The sequence below is a fragment of the Erwinia billingiae Eb661 genome, from assembly GCF_000196615.1.
Taxonomy (GTDB): domain Bacteria; phylum Pseudomonadota; class Gammaproteobacteria; order Enterobacterales; family Enterobacteriaceae; genus Erwinia; species Erwinia billingiae.
Genome location: NC_014306.1, coordinates 3,407,069 through 3,433,201 on the forward strand (window position 1 = coordinate 3,407,069; position 26,133 = coordinate 3,433,201).

A 26,133-nucleotide genomic window follows, 5' to 3' on the forward strand; every position below is an offset into this window, starting at 1 on the left:
TCCAGCGCGAAATCGCGATTTTTTCATGTAACACCAATGATTTGAGTTAAATCCAGATTTCGCTCCGTTTCGCTAGGAGTTATCTGTAAATTGGCATTTAGCCGACAAATCTGATTAACAGCTCTGTTTTTCCCTGTTATTAACCTGAAGGCCCTTATAAATCCGGCCTGCCTGCCGCAACGTTTTCGGCTCTGGCTGGCGGGAATCTTCTTTAATGTTGCTATTTGTGGTAAAAAGTAGCGCTACTCGTGGCAGATTTTTAACGGACATTATGACGACACTGGATGCTCGACCGGCCCTTGCCAGCGCAGTGACAACGCAACACGCAACGCGCACCATTTTCTTTATTGCCGGTATCGGCATGTCCGCCTGGGCACCGCTGGTGCCTTATGCCAAGGATCGTGCTCTGCTCAGCGACGGCGCGTTAGGGACCTTACTGCTGTTCCTTGGGTTGGGTTCACTGATTGCCATGCCGCTGACCGGCATGCTGGTGGGACGGTTTGGCTGTAAGCGCGTGATGGCCATCGCCTGCCTGTTTATTCTGCTGGTGTTGCCGCTGTTAGCGACCCTCGGAACGCCGGTGGGGCTGGGGCTGGCATTGATGGCATTTGGTGCCTCGATTGGCCTGGTCGATGTGGCGATGAATATTCAGGCGGTTGAGGTTGAGAAGGCCTCTGGCAAAGCCATGATGTCCGGCTTCCATGGCTTCTTCAGCGTCGGCGGTATCGCCGGCGCGGGCCTGGTCAGTGCCGGACTGGCGCTGGGGTTGACGCCTCTGCAGGCGGTCGGCGTTATCGCGGCGCTGATCGTGGTGCTGTGGTTGCTGTGCCAGCGCCATTTACTCAGCGGTCGTCTCCATCAGGATGATGCGCCGCTGTTCGTTATGCCGCATGGCTGGGTGCTGTTCCTCGGCATCCTGTGCTTTATTCTGTTTCTGACCGAAGGCGCAGTACTGGACTGGGGCGCGCTGTTCCTCACCCAGACGCGTGACCTGCCCCATTCGCAGGCGGGCCTGGGCTATGCGCTGTTCTCGGTGGCGATGACCATTGGCCGCCTGACGGGCGATCGCATCGTGAATTATGTTGGCCGTTTTCTGACGCTTTTCTGCGGCACATTATGCGCGTCAGTGGGCCTGCTGCTGGCGGTATTTGTCCCCAACACGCTGGTTACGCTGGCCGGATTTTTGTTGGTTGGGTTCGGGGCGTCGAACGCCGTGCCGATTATGTTCAGCGCCGCCGGTAACCAGAAAACCATGCCGGTAAATCTGGCGATATCTTCCATGACAACCATTGGTTATGCAGGTATTCTGGCAGGTCCGGCACTGATCGGATTTATCTCACAGTGGTACAGCCTGGCGACGGCATTTAGCGCCATTGCCATATTGCTGTTAGCCGTGGCCGCAAGTGCCCGGCTGATTACACGTTAACTGGGGTATCACGCTACGCTATGCTGCCATACAAATTTCCACTTACATCAGGAAACGTCACGCGCTTTTTTGTGATGTTTATTTTGGTGCTGTTATTAGCGTCGGGATTTATGATCCACAACGCGGTCAATGCCTGGCTGACCGATAAACGCTATGCGATGGCGGATATTGCCCATGCGATGCAGAAACGCATCGATACCTATCGCTTCGCCACCTGGCAGATTTATGAGAACCTGGCCGCCAATGCCGCCGGTTCACCACCGAACAGTCTGCAGGAAACCCGCCTGCGCCCGGACGTCTACTATCTTGAAAAGACCCGCCGTAAAACCGAAGCGTTAATCTTCGGTTCACACGACAGCAGCACGCTGGATATGACCCAGCGCATGTCCACCTATCTGGATACGCTGTGGGGCGCGGAAAACAGCACCTGGTCGATGTATTTCCTCAACGGCCAGGACAACAGCCTGATCCTCGTCTCCACCCTGCCGTTGAAAGATATGGCCACGCGTTATAAAGAGAGTGCCATCAGCAATATTGTTGATGCGCGCCGCGCGGAGATGTTGCAGCAGGCCAATGCGCTGGACGAACGTGAAAGCTTCTCACCGTTGCGCCGCTTCACCTGGCAGAACGACCACTACTTTACGGTACGCACCACCTTTAATCAGCCGGGGCATCTGGCGACCGTGGTGGCGTTCGATCTGCCGATTAATGATCTGATCCCGGTGAATATGCCGCTGGAGTATTTCCAGCTGAAGCAGGACGCGGCCAGCACCCCGGACAGTGGCGATGCGGATGATGCCACCCACAGCACCAGCGTGACGCTCGCCAATCCCAATATCGAGATTGCCGCTTCGCTGACCAGCACGCCGTTGCAGCTGGTTTATCGCGTGCCGTTGCTCGGTCTGCTGGTCGACACGCTGCACAACCTGATGTGGCCGCTGCTGGCCAACCTCGGACTGCTGCTGCTGTCCCTTGCCGGCCTGTTCCTGCTGCGCCAGCAGTCTTTGCGCCCCAGCGAAAACCAAAGCGCCGAGCTGGATTCCCTGCGCATCTTAAACGAAGAGATTGTTGGCAGCCTGCCCGTCGGTCTGCTGGTGTATGATTTTGCCAATAACCGCACCATCATCAGCAACAAAATTGCCGAACATCTGCTGCCACACCTGAATCTGCAGAAAATCATCAACATGTCCGATCAGCATCAGGGCGTGCTGCAGGCGACCGTCAATAACGAAGTTTACGAAATCCGCCACGCCCGCAGCGTGCTGTCGCCGAATACGCAGCTGTTTATGATGCGCGATCAGGATCGCGAACTGCTGGTTAACAAGAAGCTGCAAAAAGCGCAGCAGGTTCTGGATAAAAACCACCAGACGCGCCAGCAGCTGCTGCAAAATCTGGGGCATGCGCTGAACCGCCCGCTGGATAAAGTTATCGCCCATCTGCTGGAAATCAGCGAGGCGCATCCGGCGGAAGATCTGCGCGATACGCTGGAAGAGTCGCAGGCCTTAAGCCGGCTGGTCGACGATATCGTGCTGCTTAACCGGCTGGAAACCCATGACTGGGCGCCGGATTCTGGCTCATTCACGCTGCAAAGCGTGCTGGATGAGCTGGTGACCGAAGCGCTGCCGTCGATTCGTCGTAAAGGGCTGAATCTGGTGGTCAGCAACCGCCTGAACAGCGATGAGAGCCGCTATGGCGACCGTCGGGCGCTGTATAAAATCCTGACCACCCTGCTGCATTATTCGATCACCAGCACCAGCTGGGGCCGCATCAGCATTGAGGTCAGCCATCCTGCCGATCGTCCCGATCGCCTGGCGATAGAAATTGTCGACACCGGCGCGGGCCTGATGGTTGACGAGATGGGCAATACCGATTTCCCGTTCCTCGGCGAAACCAGCCAGGATCGGTTTGGCCAGGCTTCCGGGCTGGCCTTTTTCCTGTGCAAACAGTTGTGTAAGCAGCTGGGTGGGCATCTTGAAATTGTGGCGCGTCCCGATATCGGCACCCGCTACAGCATCCAGATCCACGCCCCGCAGGAACAGCAGCACGATCAGGAAGAGAAGTTGCTGGAAGGCTTAACTACCCTGATTGATATCACGGTAGATGAGGTAAGAAAAATAGTGGTTCATCAACTGGAAAACTGGGGCGCAAGCTGCATTACCCCTGATGAACGCTTTTCGGGCCAGGACCATGATGTGCTGGTCACCGACGATCCGGCACGCTTGACGCCATGGTCGTTACTGCTCACGGATGATGAAACAGGGTTTAGCGCACTGTCACACGATCAATACCGGGTCAATTTTAATATCAGCAGCGCGATGCAGGATGCCTTGCTCCAGCTGATTGAACAACAGCTGGCGCAGGATGAATTAACCGAAGACGTGGGTGACGAGCAGGATACGGCTCAACTTTTTGCTCCCGGTTACTTCCAGCTGTTCGTTGATACAGTACCAGATGATGTGAAGAGACTGTATAATGAGGCGGCGGAAGGGGACATGAGTTCCCTTGCTCAGACTGCGCATCGCCTGAAAGGCGTGTTTGCCATGCTCAATTTGACACCGGGCAAGCAGCTTTGTGAAACGTTAGAACAACACATTACTGAGTGTGACGATTCAAACATTAAAAATACCACCAGTGACATTGACCACTACGTCAATATACTGCTGCAGCAAGGTAACCAATAAAATGAACAACTTGAACGTAATTATTGCCGATGACCATCCGATTGTTCTGTTCGGTATTCGCAAGTCTCTCGAACAGATTGAATGGGTCAACGTAGTTGGTGAGTTCGAAGATTCCACAGCATTGATCAATAGCCTGTCCAAACTGGATGCCAATGTTTTAATCACCGATCTGTCGATGCCTGGCGAAAAATATGGCGACGGCATTACGCTGATTAAGTACATCAAGCGTCATTATCCAGATTTATCTATCATCGTTCTGACCATGAACAACAATCCAGCGATTCTGAGTGCCGTTCTGGACCTCGATATTGAAGGGATTGTTCTGAAACAGGGTGCCCCTACCGATCTGCCAAAAGCGCTGGCCGCTTTGCAGAAAGGCAAAAAGTACACCCCGGACAGCGTGGCAAAACTGCTGGAGAAAATCAGCGCGGGTGGCTACGGCGACAAGCGTCTGTCTCCAAAAGAGAGCGAAGTGTTGCGCCTGTTCGCAGAAGGTTTCCTGGTTACCGAGATTGCCAAGAAGCTGAACCGCAGTATCAAAACCATCAGTAGCCAGAAGAAATCAGCCATGATGAAACTGGGCGTGGAAAACGATATTGCACTGCTGAACTATCTCTCTTCCGTCAGCAGCATGCCGGTTGAGCGCGACTAAGTGACAGACAGTAAAAAGGCGGACTTCGGTCCGCCTTTTTTATTGCCCAAAATCCGCGTTATTCCCTGCCCTTCCTGACCCGCTCCGCGTAGAACGCCAGCGAAGTGTTTAAGGTATCCATGGTCACCGGCTTGGACAGACAGTTATCCATGCCCGCTTCCATACAGCGCTGCTTCTCTTCGGCCAGCGCATTGGCGGTGACGCCCACCACCGGGAAAGTCAGCCCCAGCTGGCGCAAACGCTGCGTCAGACGGTAACCGTCCATATTCGGCATGTTCACGTCGGTCAGCACAATATCAATCTCATTACGGCTCAGAACGTTAAGCGCATCCACGCCGTCCTGCGCGGTCTTCACGCGGTAGCCGAGCGATCCCAGCTGATCGGACAGCAGCATCCGGTTGATCGGATGGTCATCGACCACCAGGATCAGGATATCTTCATTGCTGGCGCGCTTATCTTCGATTTCCGGCACGCCTGGCAACGCATCTGGCATCGCCACTTCAACCCGGTAAATGCGGCCCAGCAGCGCCGGCAATTCATGTGGCGTGGTGGTGCCGTACACCCAGCGACCGGCAGCCTGCTCATGCGGCGCACCGTTATAGCTGCCGTCAAAGCGGATCACAGCCCGGAGCGTTTGCTGCGTCTGATAGTCGTAATCGGTGACGATCACATCGTCCGGGCCACAGCAGCCCTCCTGCAACCGTTGCACGGTGATGCCGTGCTCACGCAGCAGCTTTTCGAGGAACGCGGCCAGATCGTCATTACGCAGCTCCAGCCAGCACTGTTTGCCCTGCAACCCGTCGTGCAGCACCGGCGTCATCACCTGAGCGTTATACAGCGGAATGCGCACCACAAACTGGCTGCCCATCCCCGGCTCAGAATCGACCTCAATATCACCGTCCATCATATTGATCAGCTTTTCGCAGATCGCCAGGCCGAGGCCGGTTCCCTGGAAGTTACGCTGCACGCCGTTACCCACCTGGAAGAACGGGTCGAACAGTCGGGTGATCTCTTTTGCCGGGATGCCCACGCCGGTATCGCGTACCCGGAAGGCCAGATAGCCGTCCTTCACAAACACCTGCAGGATAATGCCGCCGGTATGGGTAAATTTAATGGCGTTGTTGAGCAGGTTGGAAATCACCTGCTGCAGACGCAGCGGATCGCCGTCCAGCGTGACCGGCACATCGCTGTCAATAAAGCACCACAGCGTCAGGCGCTTCTTGACCACCATCGCCAGATAGTTGGAGGAGATATGGGTGATCACTTCACGCGGGGAGAATTCCCGTGGCTCAATGCGCAGCTGCTCGGACTCGATTTTCGAGAAATCGAGGATATCGCTGATGATCTTCAACAGCAGGCTGGACGAGTTGTTCATCGCCGTGACCAGCGACTCCACGCCCTGCGGCAGAGATTTGGTTTGCAACAGATCGAGGTTACCGATGATGCCGTACAGCGGCGTGCGCAGCTCATGGCTGACCGTTGCCAGGAACATCGACTTGGACTGGCTGGCCTGCTCGGCCGCGTGGGCCATTTCCTGCAGCGATTCTTCCATCTTCACGCGCGCGCTGACGTCCACCAGCACGCAGATCGCCACGTTCTCATTGCGGTAACGTGAATGCACAAAACTGATTTGCAGGTTGGTATTGCTGCCGGTCAGCACGTCGACAAAGTTAACCTGCTGACCACAGATAATCTCGGTCAGCCGCTGCCGATCTTCCTGGGTCAACATGCTGAGATAGTTATGCGCCAGTTCGTTACTGAGGATATTGGTGCCGTCACTGGTTCGCAGAATACAGATCCCCACCGGCGCCGAGGCGACAATCTTGCGGTTAAACTGCTCGTGCTCTTCCAGGCGGTGGGCGTTGTCCTCGGCCGGTAAAAACATGCGGCGTTCAAACAGCCAGGCAAGGGTAAACAGGATAATGGCGCTGATGACGTTCAGCAGAATGGCGTTGATAATCAACACTTTCAGCTTGGCGACCAGCTCGTCGGTCTCGACCGAATAGACCACCGACAGTTCGGAAGGCGTCAGCGTTTTCTTCAGCACCAGCTGTTTGTAGCCGTTGATGTAGCCAAACCAGCTGTGGTCATCCGGCAGATCGTCCAGCGAGACGTTGCCCGCGGTGCGCGAGGTCGACATCAGCCGCTGATTATTGGCATCAATCAGCGTGGCGGTGACCGGGAAACTGCCTGGGGTAATGAAATCGTCGAGACGGATAGTTTGTTCGATGCCCAACAGTGCCGCCATTTTATTGGCCACATAGATCGGGGTAATTAAATAGTAGTAGCCGACGCCCTGCTGCGATGAAGGCGCAATCCACACAATGCTGCTTTTGCGCTCTTCTTCATTACCGTTACGGTATTTGAGAATGCGCTCGTGCAGGGATTTCAACGCCCGTTCGCGGTTTGCCGAGGAATTGCCAACGCCAAAATCCGCCATACACAGGCTTTCGCCGCCAACAAAGAACACCCGGTTCAGCTCATAGGCGGAAGCAAAGTTCTCTTTCCAGTAGTGCAGGAAGTAGCTGAGCGATTCCAGCGAGCTGCGCCAGGTATTGCTCATCGAGCTACAGTCGGAATCAGAGTACAGCGGGTAAAACTGCGGTAGCGCGGTTTTGCCTGGGAATACCCCGTTCAGCACGTCCATGTCGTTGGCCGACGAATTTAGCCGGTTTTCCGCAATGTATTTTAGCTCGCGCGTGACGTCAGAAGAGTGCCGCACATACCACTGCGCCTGCTCAAAGTTAGCGCTCAGCTCCTGACGAACCTGCGACTCTTTCTCATGCAGCACATTAATGATGTAAAAGGTGGTCAGCAGCGCGCCCAGCGTCCAGAGCATCAGTGCCAGCGCCCTGAACAGATAGCGGGAGATCCTTAACGTGGTTCTGAACGAGACAAGATATTTCAAGCGAAACCTATAAGTGGCGACGGGGCTTAGGGAGAAGTCAGATCCCGTTACAGTACCGTCAGAACAGGAAAAAAGCCAGTTGCGGCGGGCGGTCGCAGGCATAAAAAAAGGCCGGTTCACAGAACCGGCCTCAGGCACTAAACGCGATGACGATTATTCGTCCTCATCGCCTTCTGGTGCTTCGTCTTCATTGTCGACGTCTGCTGCATCGTCAACCTCAACTTCCGGGGCAATATCTTCATCCCCTTCTGCTACGGTGCCGTCAATGCCGTCCAGCTCTTCTTCAGCGACAGGCTCAGCCACGCGCTGCAGGCCGACCACGTTTTCGTCTTCGGCGGTGCGGATCAGAATAACACCCTGGGTGTTACGTCCGACCACACTCACTTCAGAAACGCGGGTACGAACCAGCGTGCCAGCGTCGGTGATCATCATGATCTGATCGCTGTCGACAACCTGTACCGCACCGATTACCGGTCCGTTACGCTCGGTCACTTTGATCGAGATAACGCCCTGGGTAGCACGGGACTTGGTTGGGTATTCGCTGGTGTTGGTACGCTTACCGTAACCGTTCTGGGTGACGGTCATGATCGCGCCCTCTTCCTGAGGAACGATCAGCGATACCACGCGGTCGTTTTCGGCCAGCTTGATACCACGCACGCCGGAAGCCGTACGGCCCATGGCGCGCACCGCGGTCTCTGCGAAGCGAACCACTTTACCCGCGGCGGAGAACAGCATGGCTTCGTCAGCACCGTTGGTCAGCGACACGCCGATCAGTTCATCTTCGTCACGCAGGTTGACGGCAATAATACCGGCGCTGCGTGGGCGGCTGAACTCGGTCAGTGCGGTTTTCTTCACGGTACCGCAGGCGGTAGCCATAAAGATGTTCCAGCCTTCCGCGTATTCACGTACCGGCAGGATCGCGGTGATACGTTCGTTCGCTTCCAGCGGCAGCAGGTTGACGATTGGACGTCCACGCGCGCCACGGCTGGCTTCTGGCAACTGATAAACCTTCATCCAGTACAGACGACCCCGGCTTGAGAAGCAGAGGATGGTGTCATGGGTGTTGGCCACCAGCAGGCGGTCAATAAAGTCTTCTTCTTTAATACGTGCGGCAGACTTGCCTTTACCACCACGACGCTGTGCTTCGTAGTCGGTCAGAGGCTGATACTTCACGTAGCCCTGATGAGACAGGGTCACCACAACGTCTTCCTGATTGATCAGGTCTTCGATGTTGATGTCCGCAGTATTGGCGGTGATTTCAGTGCGACGCTTGTCACCGAACTGATCGCGGATCAGTTCAAGCTCTTCGCGGATCACTTCCATCAGACGCTCTGAGCTTTCCAGAATGCGGATCAGTTCAGCGATCTGATCCAGCAACTCTTTGTACTCATCCAGCAGTTTTTCGTGCTCAAGGCCGGTCAGTTTCTGCAGACGCAGATCCAGGATCGCCTGAGCCTGCTGCTCGGTCAGGTAGTATTCGCCGTCACGGATACCGAACTCGTCTTCCAGCCATTCAGGACGCGCAGCATTATCACCCGCACGCTCCAGCATGGCAGCAACGTTACCCAACGCCCATGGACGTGCCACCAGGCCCGCTTTCGCTTCAGCCGGGTTAGCCGCATGGCGGATCAGTTCGATAATCGGATCCAGGTTAGCCAGCGCAATCGCCAGCGCTTCCAGGATGTGCGCACGGTCGCGCGCTTTACGCAGTTCAAAGATGGTACGACGGGTAACCACTTCGCGGCGGTGACGGACGAAGGCTTCCAGAATATCTTTCAGCGGCATAATTTTTGGCTGTCCCTGATGCAGGGCAACCATATTGATACCGAAAGAGGTCTGCAGCTGGGTCAGCGAGTACAGGTTGTTCAGCACAACCTCGCCAACCGCATCACGCTTCACTTCCACGACGATACGCATACCGTCTTTGTCAGATTCATCACGCAGGGCACTGATGCCTTCCAGACGCTTCTCTTTCACCAGTTCAGCGATTTTCTCAATCAGGCGCGCTTTGTTCACCTGGTAAGGAATTTCGTGAATGATGATTGTTTCGCGACCGGTTTTCGCATCGGTTTCGACTTCGCCACGGGCACGGATATAGATCTTGCCGCGACCGGTGCGATAGGCTTCTTCAATCCCACGGCGGCCATTGATGATGGCGGCAGTTGGGAAGTCCGGGCCTGGGATGTGCTCCATCAGCCCTTCAACGGTGATGTTCTCATCGTCGATGTAGGCCAGACAGCCGCTGATAACTTCAGTCAGGTTGTGTGGAGGAATGTTGGTTGCCATGCCCACTGCGATACCTGACGCGCCGTTGATCAGCAGGTTAGGCACGCGGGTTGGCATAACGGCCGGGATCTGCTCGGTGCCGTCATAGTTCGGCACAAAGTCGACGGTCTCTTTTTCCAGATCCGCCAGCAGCTCGTGGGCAATTTTTGACATGCGTACTTCGGTATAACGCATTGCTGCGGCGGAGTCGCCGTCAACGGAACCGAAGTTACCCTGACCATCCACCAGCATATAGCGCAGCGAGAACGGCTGTGCCATACGAACGATGGTGTCATACACGGCGCTGTCGCCATGTGGGTGATATTTACCGATAACGTCGCCGACAACACGGGCAGACTTTTTATAAGGTTTGTTCCAGTCATTGCCCAGCACGTTCATGGCGTAGAGCACACGACGGTGTACTGGTTTCAGACCATCGCGAACATCTGGCAATGCACGGCCAACGATGACCGACATGGCATAATCGAGGTAAGAGTTCTTTAACTCTTCTTCAATATTGACCGGTGTGATTTCTCTGGCTAGGTCGCTCATGGAGCCGCTATCCCTCTACGTTATACCCGGATTCAAAGGTGCGAAAGTATATCACCTTTAGCCATGGTGGTGAATGGAAAGCGTCTTTTTGGCTGCTTTAATACGCCTCAGGCATCGTGAACGCCTGGCGGTGCACATTCCTCTGAGAAAACAGATATACTGCCCGCAAACTTTTCGCGAGTGAGGGACCTATGAAGGCTGAACAAAACGCCACCACGGCTAACGTGGATCATAACGAAATTGCCAAATTTGAAGCAGTGGCTTCCCGTTGGTGGGATCTGGAAGGCGAATTTAAGCCTCTGCATCGCATTAACCCACTTCGTCTGGGCTATATTGCCCAGCACAGCAACGGCCTGTTCGGCAAGAAAGTGCTGGATGTCGGCTGCGGCGGCGGCATTCTGGCCGAAAGCATGGCGCGTGAAGGCGCTGAGGTGGTTGGGCTGGATATGGGCGCGGAACCGTTAGAAATCGCCCGCCTGCACGCGCTGGAAAGCGGCGTGAAGGTCGATTACGTGCAGCAGACCGTAGAAGAGCACGCCGAACAGTTTGCCGGTCAGTACGATGTGGTGACCTGCATGGAGATGCTGGAGCACGTGCCGGATCCGCGTTCAGTGGTTCACGCCTGCGCGAAGCTGGTGAAACCCGGCGGCGAAGTGTTCTTCTCTACCCTTAACCGCAACAGCAAATCCTGGCTGATGGCGATTATCGGCGCGGAGTACGTGCTGCGGATGGTGCCGCGTGGTACGCATGACATTAAGAAGTTCATCCGCCCTGCCGAGCTGTTGAACTGGGTCGACGAAACGCCATTGCGCGAACGTCATATGATTGGTCTGCATTACAATCCGCTGATGAACAGCTTCAAGCTGGCGCCAGGCGTTGACGTTAACTATATGGTGCACACCCACTCTGTCGTCGAATAACCTTCGCCGACGGCCCGCGCAGAGCATGTGGTAAAACTGCTCTGCGCATTTGATCCTTAAGTAAAATTCCCTTCTTCCTTAATCTGCCTGTCATAAGAATTTCTTAGCCTGAGGCTGAGGTCAGATCGTTTTCCTTTTGGACAGCGTTGCCGGTGCAGCGGCAGGATAACCCCGGTTAGCCATGAAAGTTTTTTTTCTAAGGTTATGAAGCGGCGATTTTTCGTCACTTCAGGGCTTTTTGTACGCAAAAAAAACGCCAGGTTTTCGGCGCTGAGCAAGAAACCCGCGCTTGATCAAATTTCTAAAAATTTCTTCAAACTGTTGACATGGCCCCTGGCCCTTGAGAAACGTGGACTTAGGAAATATGCCAGGCTCCGTTCAGTAATTTGTTCCGAAAATCAAGCCTTGTTGAGTGGTGATAAATGACTAAAATACTCACCATATTGTTACTCAATCTTCGTTTACCCCCTATATATAGTGTTTATCCACAGAGTTACTCACATAAGAGCATTCTGTGTATAAACGGGGGATATGTTTGATTTCTCCTTCAAGGATATTACGCGACATGAATCAAAGCCTACTTGTCACCAAACGCGATGGCCGTACCGAACGCATCAACCTCGATAAAATCCACCGCGTGCTTGACTGGGCTGCAGAAGGTCTGCAAAACGTCTCCGTCTCACAAGTAGAACTCCGCTCGCATATCCAGTTTTACGAAGGGATCAGAACCTCTGATATCCACGAAACCGTTATCAAATCCGCTGCTGACCTGATTTCCCGTGACGCGCCGGATTACCAGTACATGGCTGCACGCCTGGCGATCTTCCACCTGCGTAAAAAAGCTTACGGCCAGTTTGAACCGCCGAAGCTGTACGATCAGGTGAAGCGTATGGTCGATATGGGCAAATACGATCGCCACCTGCTGGAAGACTACAGCGCTGAAGAGTTCGAGCAGATGGACGGCTTTATCGACCACTGGCGTGACATGAACTTCTCCTATGCGGCAGTGAAGCAGCTGGAAGGTAAATATCTGGTGCAGAACCGCGTCAGCGGTGACATCTACGAAAGTGCCCAGTTCCTGTATATCCTGGTCGCCGCCTGCCTGTTCTCCGGCTATCCGCGTGATACCCGTCTGGATTACGTCAAGCGTTTCTACGATGCGATCTCGACCTTCAAAATTTCGCTGCCGACGCCAATCATGTCCGGCGTGCGTACCCCCACCCGCCAGTTCAGCTCTTGCGTGCTGATCGAGTGCGGCGACAGCCTGGATTCCATTAACGCCACGTCCAGCGCGATCGTGAAATACGTTTCTCAGCGTGCCGGTATCGGCATCAACGCCGGCCGCATTCGTGCGCTGGGCAGCCCGATCCGTGGCGGTGAAGCGTTCCACACCGGCTGTATTCCGTTCTACAAGCACTTCCAGACCGCGGTGAAATCCTGTTCTCAGGGCGGCGTGCGTGGCGGAGCAGCGACGCTGTTCTACCCAATGTGGCACCTGGAAGTGGAAAGCCTGCTGGTGTTGAAAAACAACCGTGGCGTGGAAGGAAACCGCGTTCGTCACATGGACTACGGCGTACAGATCAACAAGCTGATGTACACCCGTCTGCTGAAAGGCGGCGACATTACGCTGTTCAGCCCGTCTGACGTACCAGGCCTGTACGACGCGTTCTTCGCCGATCAGGACGAGTTCGAGCGCCTGTACACCAAATACGAAAACGAGCCGTCGATTCGCAAGCAGCGCGTTAAGGCCGTCGACCTGTTCTCACTGATGATGCAGGAACGTGCTTCGACCGGCCGTATCTATATTCAGAACGTCGATCACTGCAACACCCACAGCCCGTTTGACCCGGCCATCGCCCCGGTTCGCCAGTCGAACCTGTGCCTTGAAATTGCTCTGCCAACCAAGCCGCTGCTGGACGTGAACGACGAAAACGGCGAGATCGCGCTTTGTACGCTGTCTGCCTTCAACCTGGGTGCGATTAACAGCCTGGACGATCTGGAAGAGCTGGCGACCCTTGCGGTCCGTGCGCTGGATGCCCTGCTGGATTATCAGGATTACCCAATTCCTGCGGCGCAACGCGGCGCAATGGGCCGTCGTACGCTGGGTATTGGCGTGATCAACTATGCATACTACCTGGCCAAGCATGGCGTGCGTTATTCCGATGGCAGCGCCAATGACCTGACGCACCGCACCTTTGAAGCCATTCAGTTCTACCTGCTGAAAGCGTCAAACGAGCTGGCGAAAGAGCAAGGTGCCTGCCCGTGGTTCAACGAAACCACCTATGCGCAGGGCATCATGCCTATCGACACCTATAAGAAAGACCTGGATGCGATCAGCAGCGAGCCGCTGCACCTGGACTGGGACGGCCTGCGCGAGCAGATCAAGACCCACGGCCTGCGTAACTCCACGCTGTCTGCCCTGATGCCGTCTGAAACCTCTTCGCAGATTTCTAACGCCACCAACGGCATTGAGCCACCGCGCGGTCATATCAGCATTAAAGCGTCGAAAGACGGGATCCTGCGTCAGGTGGTGCCAGAGTACGAGCGCCTGAAGGACAGCTACGAGCTGCTGTGGGACATGCCGAACAACGACGGTTACCTGCAGCTGGTTGGACTGATGCAGAAGTTTATCGACCAGGCGATCTCGTCTAACACCAACTACGATCCAACGCGCTTCGCGAATGGCCGCGTGCCGATGAAGCAGCTGCTGAAAGATCTGCTGACCGCCTATAAGTTCGGCGTGAAAACGCTGTACTACCAGAACACCCGTGACGGTGCGGAAGACACGCAGGAAGATCTGGTGCCATCCATTCAGGATGACGGCTGCGAAAGCGGTGCCTGCAAGATCTAAGCACACTCTGCGGCGCGATGACCTCAACCATCGCCCGCCACAATCATGTGTCAGGGCCGCGTAGCGCGGCCCGCTCTCACTGGATTACTATTCATGGCTTACACAACGTTCTCGCAAAACAAAAACAACCAGCTGGATGAACCGATGTTTTTCGGTCAGTCGGTTAACGTCGCCCGTTTCGACCAGCAGAAATATGACATCTTTGAAAAGCTGATCGAAAAGCAGCTGTCGTTCTTCTGGCGCCCGGAAGAAGTGGACGTCTCACGCGACCGCATCGATTATCAGGGTCTGCCAGACCATGAAAAACACATCTTTATCAGTAACCTGAAGTATCAGACGCTGTTGGATTCGATTCAGGGACGTAGCCCGAACGTGGCGCTGCTGCCGTTGATTTCGATCCCGGAGCTGGAAACCTGGATTGAAACCTGGGCGTTCTCGGAAACCATCCACTCGCGCTCTTACACCCACATTATCCGTAACATCGTCAACGATCCGGCGATTGTGTTCGACGATATCGTCACCAACGAGCAGATCCTGTCGCGCGCCAAAGATATCTCTGGCTACTACGACGATCTGATCGAGATGACCAGCTACTGGCATCTGCTGGGTGAAGGCACGCACCAGGTCAACGGCAAAAGCATCACCATTAACCTGCGCGCGCTGAAAAAGCAGCTGTATATCTGCCTGATGAGCGTCAACGCGCTGGAAGCGATCCGCTTCTACGTCAGCTTTGCCTGTTCATTCGCGTTCGCTGAGCGCGAGCTGATGGAAGGTAACGCCAAAATCATCAAGCTGATCGCCCGTGACGAAGCGCTGCACCTGACCGGCACGCAGCATATGCTGAACCTGCTGCGCAGCGGTGAAGACGATCCGGAGATGGCAGAGATTGCCCGTGAATCCCGCCAGGAGTGCTACGACCTGTTCGTGCTGGCCGCGCAGCAAGAGAAAGAGTGGGCAGAATACCTGTTCCGCGACGGCTCGATGATCGGTCTGAACAAAGACATCCTGTGCCAGTACATTGAGTACATCACCAACATCCGCATGCACGCGGTGGGTCTGGATCTGCCGTTCAAGACGCGTTCAAACCCAATCCCATGGATTAACTCCTGGCTGGTGTCTGACAACGTTCAGGTGGCACCGCAGGAAGTGGAAGTGAGCTCTTACCTTGTGGGTCAGATTGACTCCGAAGTGGGCGAAAACGACTTCGACGACTTCCAGCTGTAAGATGGCGGGTTCGATGATTATCCTGCGTGCTTCCGGCACGCAGCTGCATTGTAAGAATGAACACCCTTCGCTGCTGGACGCGCTTGAAGCGCATCAGGTCTGCGTGGAATATCAGTGCCGGGAAGGCTATTGCGGCTCCTGCCGTACCCGGCTACTGAAAGGTGAAGTGTGTTATACCGCAAAACCGCTGGCCTTCGTTCAGCATGACGAAATCCTGCCCTGCTGCTGTAAAGCCAACGGCGATATCGAACTGGAAATGTAGCACGTTATAGCCCGTTCTAATGCCTGATACAGGGGGCGATCACCCCGCCCCTTCTGCCTTACATCAGCCTTTCAGCGTTTCCACCACATCAATCCAGCCGTGACCGGTCGACACTTCCATGCCGTTCATCCAGCGGCGCAGCATATTCAGCGCCATCATTGCCACCACATCCTGGCGGGATTTCAGCCCATGGCGGTTGACGTTAAACTTCACGCCCTGCGCCCAGCTGCCTTCCGGCGTATGCAGCGCAAACCCCAGCTTTTCATCCTGCAGCCCACCGACAATCAGCGACAGACTCGCTGCGGATTCGGCGGCCAGCTGTTTGCTGCGATCAAGCAACGTCTGTAGAGATTCTTCGCGCGCGGGAAGCACGTTACCGGCCGCTAACGGCGCGTCGACCGACGCCATCTGCCACTGCAACAGTCCGGCGGTGAACTGCTCGCTGATGGCCAGCGTGTAGCCCTTCTCTTTCAGACGACGGGAAAGCTGTGCCGGCAGGCCTTCGAATCCTTCAAAGATCATGCTCTCGCCGGCGATTTCACGCACCTGCTGCCAGAAGGTTTCCATCTCCGGCAGTTTGGAGGCCGGACCGTTCAGCTTCAGCTCAATGATGGGCATCGACGCGCGATAACCCATCACCACGCCATCCGGGATCGGCAGCGGCTCGATTTCTTCTGCCAGGTCGCTCTCGCCACGGCCAAAGGTGGTCAGGCGCAGGCACACCGGCGGCTCGGGCAGCTCAAAGCGCGCTTTCAGGCGCGGCAAAATCTGTTCCTCGACCATCACCTTGTATTCGGACGGTACGCCAGGGGTGAAGAACATCCAGCAGCGGTTCAGCTGCATCGCGAAGCCACAGGCGGTGCCCACCGGATTATCCAGCATCTCGGCACCTTCGGGGATTTCGGCCTGCTTGCGGTTGCTGGCTGCCATTTTGCGGCCACGTCCGGCAAAGAAAGCTTCCATCTTCGCCAGCCACTCTTCGTGCATCACCAGCTTGACGCCCGCCGCTTTGGCGGCGGCAACCGCGCTCAGGTCGTCACTGGTCGGCCCTAACCCACCGTTAACGATCAGCACATCGGCCACTTTGCTGCGCTCGATCAGCACGTTAACCAGCTCATCAAGATTGTCGCCATGGGTCTGGCGACTGGTCATCGGCAGGCCGTTCTCAAACAGTACGCCAGCCAGCCAGGCCGCATTGGTATCCACAATCTGACCGTGCAGGACTTCATCGCCAGTCGCGAGCATTTCCACTCTTATCATTTTTATCTCCAGTTCGGGCAGCGAACGTTAACTGTATGAACACACCCAGATAAACACAATGCTCTTTTCCAATAAGTTGTGTTTCAGAGATGGCAGCAATAGCCAGAGCCAGATTGTCGGGCAGCGGACGAACGGGGCACAATGGCGCTGATAATAGGAATAGCCGATTGATAACTGTTTTTTGATATTTAAACTAACGTTAACCAGAGAGAGACGCCCGATGAGCAAAAAAGGACTGACCACCGCTGCTGGCGCACCCGTCGCCCATAATAATAATTCGATGACCGCTGGCCGCCGTGGCCCAATGCTGTTACAGGATGTCTGGTTCTTAGAGAAGCTGGCGCATTTTGACCGCGAAGTGATCCCGGAACGCCGCATGCACGCCAAAGGGTCGGGCGCTTACGGCACCTTCACCGTCACCCAGGATATCACCGCCTTCAGCCGGGCTAAAATCTTCGCTGAAGTGGGCAAACAGACCGAGCTGTTTATGCGTTTTTCCACGGTGGCAGGTGAACGCGGCGGTGCCGATGCCGAACGCGATATTCGTGGCTTCTCGTTAAAGTTTTATACCGAAGAAGGCAACTGGGATTTGGTCGGTAACAACACGCCGGTGTTCTACTTACGCGACCCGATGAAATTCCCGGATTTGAACCACGTGGTGAAGCGCGATCCGCGCACCAACCTGCGTAACCCAACCTACAAATGGGACTTCTTCTCCCAGCTTCCTGAATCGCTGCATCAGCTGACCATCGACTTTAGCGACCGTGGCCTGCCGACCTCGTATCGTCATATTCACGGCTTTGGCAGCCATACCTACAGCTTTATTAACGACCAGCAGCAGCGCTTTTGGGTGAAATTCCATATGCGTTGCGAACAGGGTATTCAGAACCTGATGGATGACGAAGCGGCGCTGTTGATTGGCCAGGATCGTGAAAGCTCCCAGCGCGATCTGTTTGACGCGATTGAGCAAGGCAACTTCCCGCGCTGGAAATTCTTTGTGCAGATCATGCCGGAAGATGAAGCTTCGCAAACGCCTTACAATCCTTTCGACCTGACCAAAGTCTGGCCGCATGCCGATTATCCGCTGATTGAAGTGGGTGAATTTGAGCTGAACCGCAACCCGGATAACTACTTTGCCGAAGTGGAACAGGTTGCCATGAGCCCGGCCAACGTGGTGCCCGGCATTGGTTTCTCGCCAGACCGCATGTTGCAGGGCCGTCTGTTCTCCTACGGCGATGCGCACCGCTATCGTCTGGGCGTCAACCACCACCAGATCCCGGTGAATGCGCCCAAATGCCCGTTCCACAATTATCACCGCGATGGCGCGATGCGCGTTGATGGCAATAGCGGCAACGGCGCAACCTATGAGCCAAACAGCTTTAACGTCTTCCAGGAGCAGCCGGATTACAGCGAGCCGCCGTTGTCACTGGAGGGCGCGGCGAATCACTGGAACCATCGCGAAGATGAAGACTATTTCACCCAGCCACGCGCTTTGTTTAATCTGATTGGGGAAGAAGAGCATCAGCGCATGTTTAAACGCATCGCCGGTGAGCTGATCCAGATCCCTGAGTTTATCCAGCAGCGTCAGATTGCCCTGTTCCATCAGGTCGATCCGGCCTACGGCGCGGGCGTTGAGCAGGCGCTTAACGCGCTGAAGTAACCGGACAGGGGCGGCTTACTGCCGCCCTTTTTCCTGCTGCGCGACCCATTGCGTTAAGCGCTGACGGGAAAGCTTGATGCCGCCGCTATCCAGCTCGGGCAACGGATACCAGCTTACCGGACGCTGAAATCCGGCCAGCCGCCCTTTTGCCCATTCGGCTAATGCTGTCAACGGTAAATCCGCCGTCAGCGCCACCAGCGCCACCGGTCGCTGACCAAACTCCCGATCCTCGCGCGGCACGATAAACGCCTGGCTGACCGCCGGATGTGACATCAACAGTGACTCAATCTGCTCCGGCTGGATCCCCTCACCTGCCGAGAAAAACTGGTTGTCCAGCCGTCCGGTTAATACCAGTTCCCCCTGTTCAAGGTGCCCGCCATCTCTGCTGGCAAACCAGCCGTTCGCATCGGTTAAAGGCAACAGTTCGCCATCATGCCAGTAGCCACAGGCCAGCGCCGGTGATTTCAGCTGCACCTCGCCGTTTCTGATCCTGATCTGATGCCCTGCCAACGCCAGCCCTACGCCACTTCGCTTATCAGCCCGCTTTGCCGCCACCGTCGAGGCGGTTTCGGTCAGGCCGTAGCCACACCAGCAGGCAATGCCGCGCGCCTCTGCCTGTTGCGTTAAGCTCTGCGGGATTGCCGCGCCGCCCAGCAGCACATTGCGCAAACGGCCCGGAAGCTCTGGCTGTTGCAGCAGGCGCCAGAGCTGGGTCGGCACCAGCGAGGCAAAGGTGCAGTGTTCCAGCGCCTGGGGCAACGCGAGGCCATCCGCCAGCACCAGGCCCGCCCCGCGCCGTAGCCAGCGCCAGACAATGCCCTGGCCGGAAACATGAAACAGCGGCAAAGAGAGCAGCCAGCGGTCCTGCCGGGTAAAATTCATCGCGTCCACCACCCCTGCCGCGCTGGCAAGGTGCGCCGCAAAGGTATGCGCTGCCGCTTTAGGCTGCCCGCAGGAGCCGGAGGTTAAGGTGAGCGTGGCGATCAGCCGATCGTCCCATTGATGCCGTGGCGATCCGTTGGCAACGACCCACCGCAACGGGACCATGTCCGCCACAGGTTCACCGTCCAGCAACAGGGCAAAATCAGCGTTCAGTGCGGGAAGGATCACCGCCAGTTGCGTGGCAGGAAGTTGAGGGTTTAGCGGTATTATCCGCGCGCCACACTGCAGCAGAGCCAGATACGCCAGTAAGGCGGGCTGGCTGTTACGCGCTTTCAGCACCACACCACACCCGCTGCGCACGCCCTGCTGCATCAATCCGGTGGCAAGCTGGTCGATCTGCCTGGCCAGCTGCAACCAGCTAAACGTGGCACCCTGATTGATCAGCGCGGGTTCATCAGGCTGCTGCTTTGCCCAGTGCCGCCACGGCCAGTCGCTTAAAGCTGCCATATCACCTCCAACGCGTCTGAAGCGATTAGCGGCAGTTCGCAGCCCGGCCAGCGGCGCACCAGCTGATGTTGCATCAGATTCAAGGTATCCAGCCCCGGCGTGGTGCCGGGCGTTAACCCCTGCGCGATGCGTGCCAGCTGCGTCAGGCCGAGGCTCGACTCCAGAGACGAACTGATCACCACCGTTAATCCGGCCTGCTGTGCCTGTTGCGCCATGGCGCGCACTTTCTGCAGGCTGCCGAGCAGCGTGGGTTTAAGGATCACGGCACTGACATGCGGTTCTGCCCGTGGCTGGAAGCCGGCTTCGCGGGTGCTCTCATCCCAGGCGATGGCAATACCGGTTTCAGCGGCAAAATGCCTGGACTCCTGCGGATCGCGGCAGGGTTCTTCGAGGAAAGCGATACGGGAACGCAGCTGTTCAGGCACATAACGCGCGAAGGTCAGCGCTTTCTCCAGGCTCCAGCTGCGGTTGGCATCCAGCCTTAGCGTGAGCGCAGGAAGGGCTTCCAGCAGCAGATTAACCATCAAGCCGTCGCACACCGCCTCGTACAGGCCAACCTTCATTTTCGCCAGCGGCTCGGCCTGTTGCTGCAGACGCAGAAAGAGATCGTCGGGATCGCCCACGCACAGCAGCGCACTGTTAAAGTTGCCCTCGTCCGGCAGCTGACCGTTCAGTTCTGCCTGTGCACAGCTCAGACCGAACGCCACCGACGGCAAAGGACAGTCCGCCAGATTTTCGCCCCGACACCAGGCTGCCAGCCAGACCAGCGTGGCGTGCCGGGCGTCATCCAGCGACTCGGTGCTGAACCCCGGCAGCGGCGAGATTTCGCCCCAGCCTTCGCGGTCCGCCTCCGTCAGCCTGACCAGCAGGCCTGAACGGGTTTTTAGCCGGCGGTCGCGCAGCACCACACCGGCTTCCAGCGGGATTTCCCAGCCATACAGCCCCGCGCGGCGCATCAGGGATTGCGCTTAAATTGACTGAAGTCTGGCTGACGCTTCTGGTTAAACGCGTTGCGCCCTTCCTGCCCTTCTTCGGTCATATAAAACAGCATGGTGGCGTTACCGGCCAGCTCCTGCAACCCGGCCTGGCCATCGCAATCGGCATTCAGCGCCGCCTTCAGACAGCGCAGCGCCATCGGACTGTTTTGCAGCATTTCACGGCACCAGCGCACCGTTTCCTTTTCCAGCTCGGCTAACGGCACCACGGTATTGATGAGCCCCATCTCCAGCGCCTGCTGCGCATTGTACATCCGGCACAGGAACCAGATTTCGCGCGCTTTCTTCTGCCCGACAATGCGCGCCATATAGGCCGCGCCCCAGCCGCCGTCAAACGAACCGACCTTTGGTCCGGTCTGACCGAACCGGGCATTGTCCGCCGCAATAGTCAGATCGCAGAGCATATGCAGCACATGGCCGCCGCCCACCGCATAGCCTGCCACCATCGCCACTATCGGTTTGGGGCAGGTGCGGATTTGCCGCTGAAAATCCAGCACGTTCAGGTGATGCACGCCGGACTCATCCTGATAGCCGCCGTAGTTGCCGCGCACTTTCTGATCGCCACCTGCGCAGAAGGCCTCGTCTCCCTCACCGGTCAACACAATCACCCCAACCTGCTCGTCATGACGGGCATCGTTCAGGGCGATCATCAGCTCTTTCACCGTCTGTGGCCGGAAGGCATTGCGTACTTCGGGGCGATTAAGGGTGATTTTGGCGATGCCATCAGCGGATTTGTGATAGCGAATATCGCTGAAAAGCTGCGCAGAGTCCTGCCACTCAACCGGGGCATAAAGCAGGTCGTCGTCGGGATAAATCATCAGTGCTCCTCAGAATGAAGCCGCTGTGCCAGCAGTCCGGCAAAGGCGACAGGATTTTCACGGTGAGCGTTATGGCCCGCCGCAGGAATCGGGGTACAGGGAAGTGAAGCCTGTTGGGCAAGCTGGCGGAACTTTTGGTCGTGCTCGCCGCAGAAATAGCTGAAGGGCCGCTGTAAATGACGCAGTTCGGCCAGTAAACAGGGCTGCTGAGAGAGTGAGGTTGCCTGCAGCATCGCGGCGATCGCGGCGGGGTGATTACCGCTACGCGCGGCGATCAGCGCGGCCCGTTGCTGCCCGGTGAGTCCGGCAAAAATGGGTTGGCGATACCAGGCATCAAGCGTTTGCGCTAACGGCAAAGTGCGAAAGTCTTCTGCCCAACGGGCATCCTGCGCCTGCCGCTGCTGCCGTTGTGCCGGGTCGTTCAGGCCAAAATGCGCCCCTTCAACCACCAGTCCCTGCAGCGCTGAACCGGCATGGCGGCAGGCGTGATACAGCGCCACCCGACCGCCCAGCGAATACCCTATCAGCCAGTAACGCCCGACGTGATAACGGCGCAGCGTCTGATTAATGTTTTCTGAAAGCGGTTCAAAGCCGCCGACCGGATGGGCCTGCGATCCTCCGTGCCCCGGCAGGTCGATCGCCAGCTGCGGCCAGTCCGCCAGCAGCGACTGCACCGGCTGCCAGTCTCTGGCGCTTCCCAGCAAGCCGTGTAGCCAGACCAGCACTGGCCGATCGGGTCGGCGCTTACCCTGCCAGCAGGCATGCAGGATCATCGATAACCTCCCATCCCGGCGGCGGCCAGGGCCTGTGCGCCTTCGGCGCTATCTACCTGCAGTTCAATCAGCGTTGCCTGTCCTCGCCAGCCTTGTTCTAGCGCCGCGGTCAGCTCCTGAGCATTAGCGGGCCGGTGAAAGTCGAGCCCAAACAACTGCGCGGCGGCAGCAAAATCGACCTGCTGCGGAATTAAAAAGAAGCGCTCTCTTTCCGCTTCGGGCGTTGGCAGCAGCGAAAATATCTGGCCGCCCGCGTTATTGATGACGATCAGCACCACCGGCGCGCTGGCCTGCCGCAACAGCGCCAGGCTGTTCAGGTCGTAAAGGGCCGAGATGTCTCCGACGATCGCCAGCAGCGGTTTTCTGCTGCCGCGCTGAACCCCGGCGGCGGTGGCCAGCAATCCGTCGATGCCGCTGGCGCCACGGTTGGCAAACACCGGATAGCCCGGCGGCAGCTGGGCAAAAGCATCCACCAGCCGGATAGTCAGGCTGTTACCGAGAAACAATACGCCCTGTTCGGGTAGCAAAGCGGCCAGGTTTGCTGCCAGCCCGGCCTCGCTGAACAACGGCGGGTGAAGGCTGGCGGACAGTGTCTTCACCCGATCGGCCAGCGCCGGGCACCAGGCCGACTGAGGTGACGCCGGATGCGCTGCAAGCCACTGGCGGATATCGGCCACGATGCGTCTGCCACGGTGATTCGCCGGATCGCGCCGCGGCGGCATGGCTTCAATCAGCCAGAACTGCTCAGGCTGCAATGCCGCCAGCCAGCGGCATAACGCTTTACCAGTCAGGTGGCTGCCAAACTGCACCACTATTTGCGCCGCTGAAAGCCCCTCAATCGCCTGCGGATGCTGTAACCAGATCTCCGCAGCAGGCAGCGGCTGACCGCAGTGCGACTGCACATCGGCAATCAGCGGCCAGCCCAGCTCGCTGGCCCAGCAGGCCACGGCAATGCCCTCTTCCGGCGACATTTTCCCGGCAATCACCACGCCGCGCGCCTGACGCCAGCGCGACCATTCCGGCATTAGAGGTGTCGCTCGGGCGGCCACCTGCTGTAACCAGGGACCGTCATCCTGCCACCAGTCACCCAACGCCTCCTGCCAGTGCTGATACGCCTCCGGATCGCCGCCATACAAAGGTTCCGCAAACGGGCAGTTAATCTGCACGGCACCACATTCCTGCTGGCCGAGCAGCGAGTCAATGGCCGACACCAGCCAGCTGGCGGCAATATCGGGCGTCGGACGGGGAAGGTTCAGGGAAACGGCGTGGCTGGCAAACAGCCCGGTTTGATCGATGGCCTGGTTGGCGCCGCAATCAAGCAATTCTGCAGGGCGGTCGGCGCTGAGGATAATCAGCCGCTCACCGGTCAGGCGGGCTTCAATAATGGCAGGATAGAGGTTGGCAACGGCGGTACCGGAGGTGACGATAATCGCCACCGGCTGGCCGGTCGATTTGGCCAGACCCAGCGCCAGATGCCCGAGACCGCGTTCATCAAAGTGGGTGTGGCAAATCAGTTTTTCCCGACTGGCGGCCGCCAGCGTCAGCGGCGCAGAACGGGAACCTGGTGCGATGCAGATATGCTTAACCTGATGGCGTGATACCGCTTCAAGGATCACGCCGGCCCAGCGGCGGTTGAAGGTACTGTGTGACATAGCCCACTCCTGACCAAAGCAGGCAGGCAGTATAAAAGAGCCACCGCGTCGTCATTTTGATTTGGGGCAGGATCCGCTCGCTATTTCCACGCCGAGCAGGCTTGCCAGGCCGGCAGCCTTCTGATTGATCTCCTGCCACTCAAGGCTGGCCTCTGAACCGGCCACGATCCCCGCCCCGGCATACAATCGCACGCTGTTGCCTGACACCTGCGCCGAACGCAGCGCCACCGCAAACTCACTTTCTGCTGCCGATAACCAGCCGACCGATCCGGCATACCAGCCGCGTGAAAACGGTTCGTGCTGGCGAATAAACTGCTGAGCGGGCTGGCGCGGCAATCCGGCGACCGCCGCGGTAGGCTGCAGCCGTTGCAGCAGCGCCATATCGTCCTGCTGATAAAGCTGCCCCTGAATCTCGCGCTTAAGGTGCTGCACCTTACGCAGCCGCACAACGTGGGCCGGGGACACATCCAGACCCGACGTAATCGATTCCAGGCGCTGGCAGATATCTTCCACCACCAGGCCATTTTCCCGGCGGTTCTTTTCATCGTTTAACAGCGCGTCGCCCAGCTGCTGCGCCAGATGCGCGTCGCTGGCGTTCGCGCAGGTTCCGGCCAGCGCCTCCGTATTAAGCGCCAGCCCATGTCGATGGAAAAGCTGTTCGGGACTGGAGCCGACAAACGCCTGCTGCGGCGAGATCGCCAGCATAAAGTGATAGCAGTGGCGGTTGGCCTGACGGCTGGCATCAAGCAGTGCGGCCGCATTAACCGCCTGGGTGAAGTGTAAATCGGTGGCCCGCGCCAGCACCACCTTATCCAGATCGCCCTGACGAATCGCGGCAAGCGCCGCCGCAACCTGCTGCTGCCAGCCGCCAGAATCCGGAAAGTGTTGGCAGGCGCTCAGCCGTTGCGGAAGAGACTCAAAAGGGTGTGCCGGCAGCAGGCTAACGATCAGCCCGATCGCGGCCTGGGCATCTTCCCGCAGCACACCGTGCAGGAACACGCTGAGGGTGTTGCCCCGCAATAACACGCGTGGCAGGAACAGACAGCAATGCTGTAGCGCAAATTCATTGGATCCCACCAGACAGCCTTCGGCCGGCAGCGCGCGCAGAAGCTGACTGGCCTGCTGAAGCGTCTCTGCGCGCTGAACCTCGCCCAGCGCCATCAGCGTTTGCTCGCCGCCGCGGTGCTGCCAGTAAAACTTTGGCCATACGGGCTGCGCGTCCAGCCAGGCTAAGCCATCGGAAGGATCGGTGACCGTCGCCGACAGACGCAGAAAACCCGGTTGAGATGCGGTGACAGCGCGAAGCTGCTGTTGCAGGTTGTTTAAGGCGGAGGCAAATGACATTGGGCATTCCAGACACACTCACGTCAGGCCAGTGTACCCGCCGTGCCAACATCAATGTTTGATCTGGGCCAGGTGAGAGCAGGCCTGGCGGGCGGAAACAAAACGGGCGCCCCGAAGGACGCCCGCAACTTTTGCCTGGTGACGCAGACCTTAACGGCGCGCCAGCAGTAATCCTACAACCAGACCCAGGGTGGCACCAACGCCAATCCCCTGCCACGGTTTTTCATGCACGTATTCATCGGCACGATACACGGCTTGTTTCGCACGAACATAATAGGTGTCAGTTGCGTTGCTCACGCGGGACTTCACCTCGTTCAGCGACTTCTCAGCTTTCGCTTTCAGCTCGATGTATTTCTGGTCTGCCGGATCTCCGGAAGATTTAAGCACTTCTTCCAGCGTTTCACTCAACAGCGCCAGGTCGTCGTCCAGGCTGCTCTCTTCAGGTGCAATCGTTCTAGCCATAACATCTCCTTGTGCGAATAAGAATCTCAAATAACTATA

18 protein-coding genes are annotated in these 26,133 nt (G+C 57.2%); 8 read left to right on the forward strand and 10 right to left on the reverse strand.

The window, feature by feature from the left end; translation table 11 throughout:
* Positions 1-271: 271 nt before the first annotated feature.
* The 3 genes from EBC_RS16905 to rcsB are packed head-to-tail and all read left to right on the forward strand — an operon-like array spanning position 272 to position 4,759.
* Positions 272-1,426, forward strand: a complete 1,155-nt coding sequence (locus EBC_RS16905) for an MFS transporter (protein ID WP_013203052.1) — start codon at positions 272-274, stop codon at positions 1,424-1,426.
* A 20-nt stretch (positions 1,427-1,446) separates the two neighbouring features.
* Complete coding sequence (gene rcsD / locus EBC_RS16910) at positions 1,447-4,107, forward strand: phosphotransferase RcsD (protein WP_013203053.1); 2,661 nt, start codon at positions 1,447-1,449, stop codon at positions 4,105-4,107.
* 1 nt (position 4,108) lies between these two features.
* Positions 4,109-4,759: a response regulator transcription factor RcsB gene (gene rcsB / locus EBC_RS16915; RefSeq protein ID WP_013203054.1), complete on the forward strand. Its 651-nt coding sequence runs from the start codon at positions 4,109-4,111 to the stop codon at positions 4,757-4,759.
* Between the two features lie 58 nt (positions 4,760-4,817).
* Here rcsB and rcsC read toward each other — a convergent pair whose 3' ends face one another.
* Positions 4,818-7,667, reverse strand: a complete 2,850-nt coding sequence (rcsC, locus tag EBC_RS16920; RefSeq protein ID WP_013203055.1) for a two-component system sensor histidine kinase RcsC — start codon at positions 7,665-7,667, stop codon at positions 4,818-4,820.
* Positions 7,668-7,820: 153 nt separating this feature from the next.
* Positions 7,821-10,484, reverse strand: coding sequence for a DNA topoisomerase (ATP-hydrolyzing) subunit A (gene gyrA, locus EBC_RS16925; RefSeq protein ID WP_013203056.1), 2,664 nt, complete (start codon positions 10,482-10,484; stop codon positions 7,821-7,823).
* A gap of 191 nt (positions 10,485-10,675) precedes the next feature.
* Here gyrA and ubiG point away from each other — a divergent pair, with 191 nt between their 5' ends.
* The 4 genes from ubiG to yfaE all read left to right on the forward strand — a co-directional run bounded on the left by ubiG (position 10,676) and on the right by yfaE (position 15,741).
* A complete protein-coding gene (ubiG, locus tag EBC_RS16930; protein ID WP_013203057.1) occupies positions 10,676-11,404 on the forward strand; it encodes a bifunctional 2-polyprenyl-6-hydroxyphenol methylase/3-demethylubiquinol 3-O-methyltransferase UbiG in 729 nt (242 codons plus the stop codon).
* Between the two features lie 565 nt (positions 11,405-11,969).
* Entirely contained in the window at positions 11,970-14,255 is a 2,286-nt protein-coding gene (nrdA, locus tag EBC_RS16935) for a class 1a ribonucleoside-diphosphate reductase subunit alpha (RefSeq protein WP_013203059.1), read from the forward strand.
* Positions 14,256-14,348: 93 nt separating this feature from the next.
* Positions 14,349-15,479, forward strand: a complete 1,131-nt coding sequence (nrdB, locus tag EBC_RS16940; RefSeq protein ID WP_013203060.1) for a class Ia ribonucleoside-diphosphate reductase subunit beta — start codon at positions 14,349-14,351, stop codon at positions 15,477-15,479.
* A gap of 1 nt (position 15,480) precedes the next feature.
* Positions 15,481-15,741 carry a class I ribonucleotide reductase maintenance protein YfaE gene (gene yfaE, locus EBC_RS16945; RefSeq protein ID WP_013203061.1) on the forward strand — a complete coding sequence of 87 codons (261 nt, stop codon included), beginning with the start codon at positions 15,481-15,483 and terminating at the stop codon, positions 15,739-15,741.
* A 63-nt stretch (positions 15,742-15,804) separates the two neighbouring features.
* Here yfaE and EBC_RS16950 read toward each other — a convergent pair whose 3' ends face one another.
* A complete protein-coding gene (locus EBC_RS16950) occupies positions 15,805-17,001 on the reverse strand; it encodes a nicotinamide mononucleotide deamidase-related protein YfaY (protein WP_013203062.1) in 1,197 nt (398 codons plus the stop codon).
* Positions 17,002-17,221: 220 nt separating this feature from the next.
* Between EBC_RS16950 and EBC_RS16955 the strand changes: the two genes are divergently transcribed.
* Positions 17,222-18,661, forward strand: a complete 1,440-nt coding sequence (locus EBC_RS16955; protein ID WP_013203063.1) for a catalase — start codon at positions 17,222-17,224, stop codon at positions 18,659-18,661.
* Between the two features lie 15 nt (positions 18,662-18,676).
* Here EBC_RS16955 and menE read toward each other — a convergent pair whose 3' ends face one another.
* From menE to elaB, 7 genes are all read right to left on the reverse strand, one after another.
* On the reverse strand, positions 18,677-20,050 hold the full coding sequence (gene menE, locus EBC_RS16960) for an o-succinylbenzoate--CoA ligase (RefSeq protein WP_013203064.1): 1,374 nt from the start codon (positions 20,048-20,050) through the stop codon (positions 18,677-18,679).
* Positions 20,038-21,006, reverse strand: coding sequence for an o-succinylbenzoate synthase (menC, locus tag EBC_RS16965; protein ID WP_013203065.1), 969 nt, complete (start codon positions 21,004-21,006; stop codon positions 20,038-20,040). The genes menE and menC overlap by 13 nt, the downstream gene beginning before the upstream one ends.
* Positions 21,006-21,863 (reverse strand): 1,4-dihydroxy-2-naphthoyl-CoA synthase, encoded by an 858-nt coding sequence (menB, locus tag EBC_RS16970; protein WP_013203066.1) that lies wholly within the window; start codon positions 21,861-21,863, stop codon positions 21,006-21,008. The genes menC and menB overlap by 1 nt, the downstream gene beginning before the upstream one ends.
* The gene (gene menH / locus EBC_RS16975; RefSeq protein ID WP_013203067.1) at positions 21,863-22,636 is read right to left on the reverse strand and encodes a 2-succinyl-6-hydroxy-2,4-cyclohexadiene-1-carboxylate synthase; all 774 of its coding nucleotides are present in this window, start codon (positions 22,634-22,636) and stop codon (positions 21,863-21,865) included. Before menH ends, menB begins: the two co-directional genes overlap by 1 nt.
* Positions 22,633-24,288, reverse strand: a complete 1,656-nt coding sequence (gene menD / locus EBC_RS16980; RefSeq protein ID WP_013203068.1) for a 2-succinyl-5-enolpyruvyl-6-hydroxy-3-cyclohexene-1-carboxylic-acid synthase — start codon at positions 24,286-24,288, stop codon at positions 22,633-22,635. Before menD ends, menH begins: the two co-directional genes overlap by 4 nt.
* Positions 24,289-24,339: 51 nt before the next feature.
* Complete coding sequence (locus EBC_RS16985; RefSeq protein WP_013203069.1) at positions 24,340-25,632, reverse strand: isochorismate synthase; 1,293 nt, start codon at positions 25,630-25,632, stop codon at positions 24,340-24,342.
* A gap of 150 nt (positions 25,633-25,782) precedes the next feature.
* A complete protein-coding gene (elaB, locus tag EBC_RS16990; RefSeq protein WP_013203070.1) occupies positions 25,783-26,094 on the reverse strand; it encodes a stress response protein ElaB in 312 nt (103 codons plus the stop codon).
* Between the last annotated feature and the right edge of the window lie 39 nt (positions 26,095-26,133).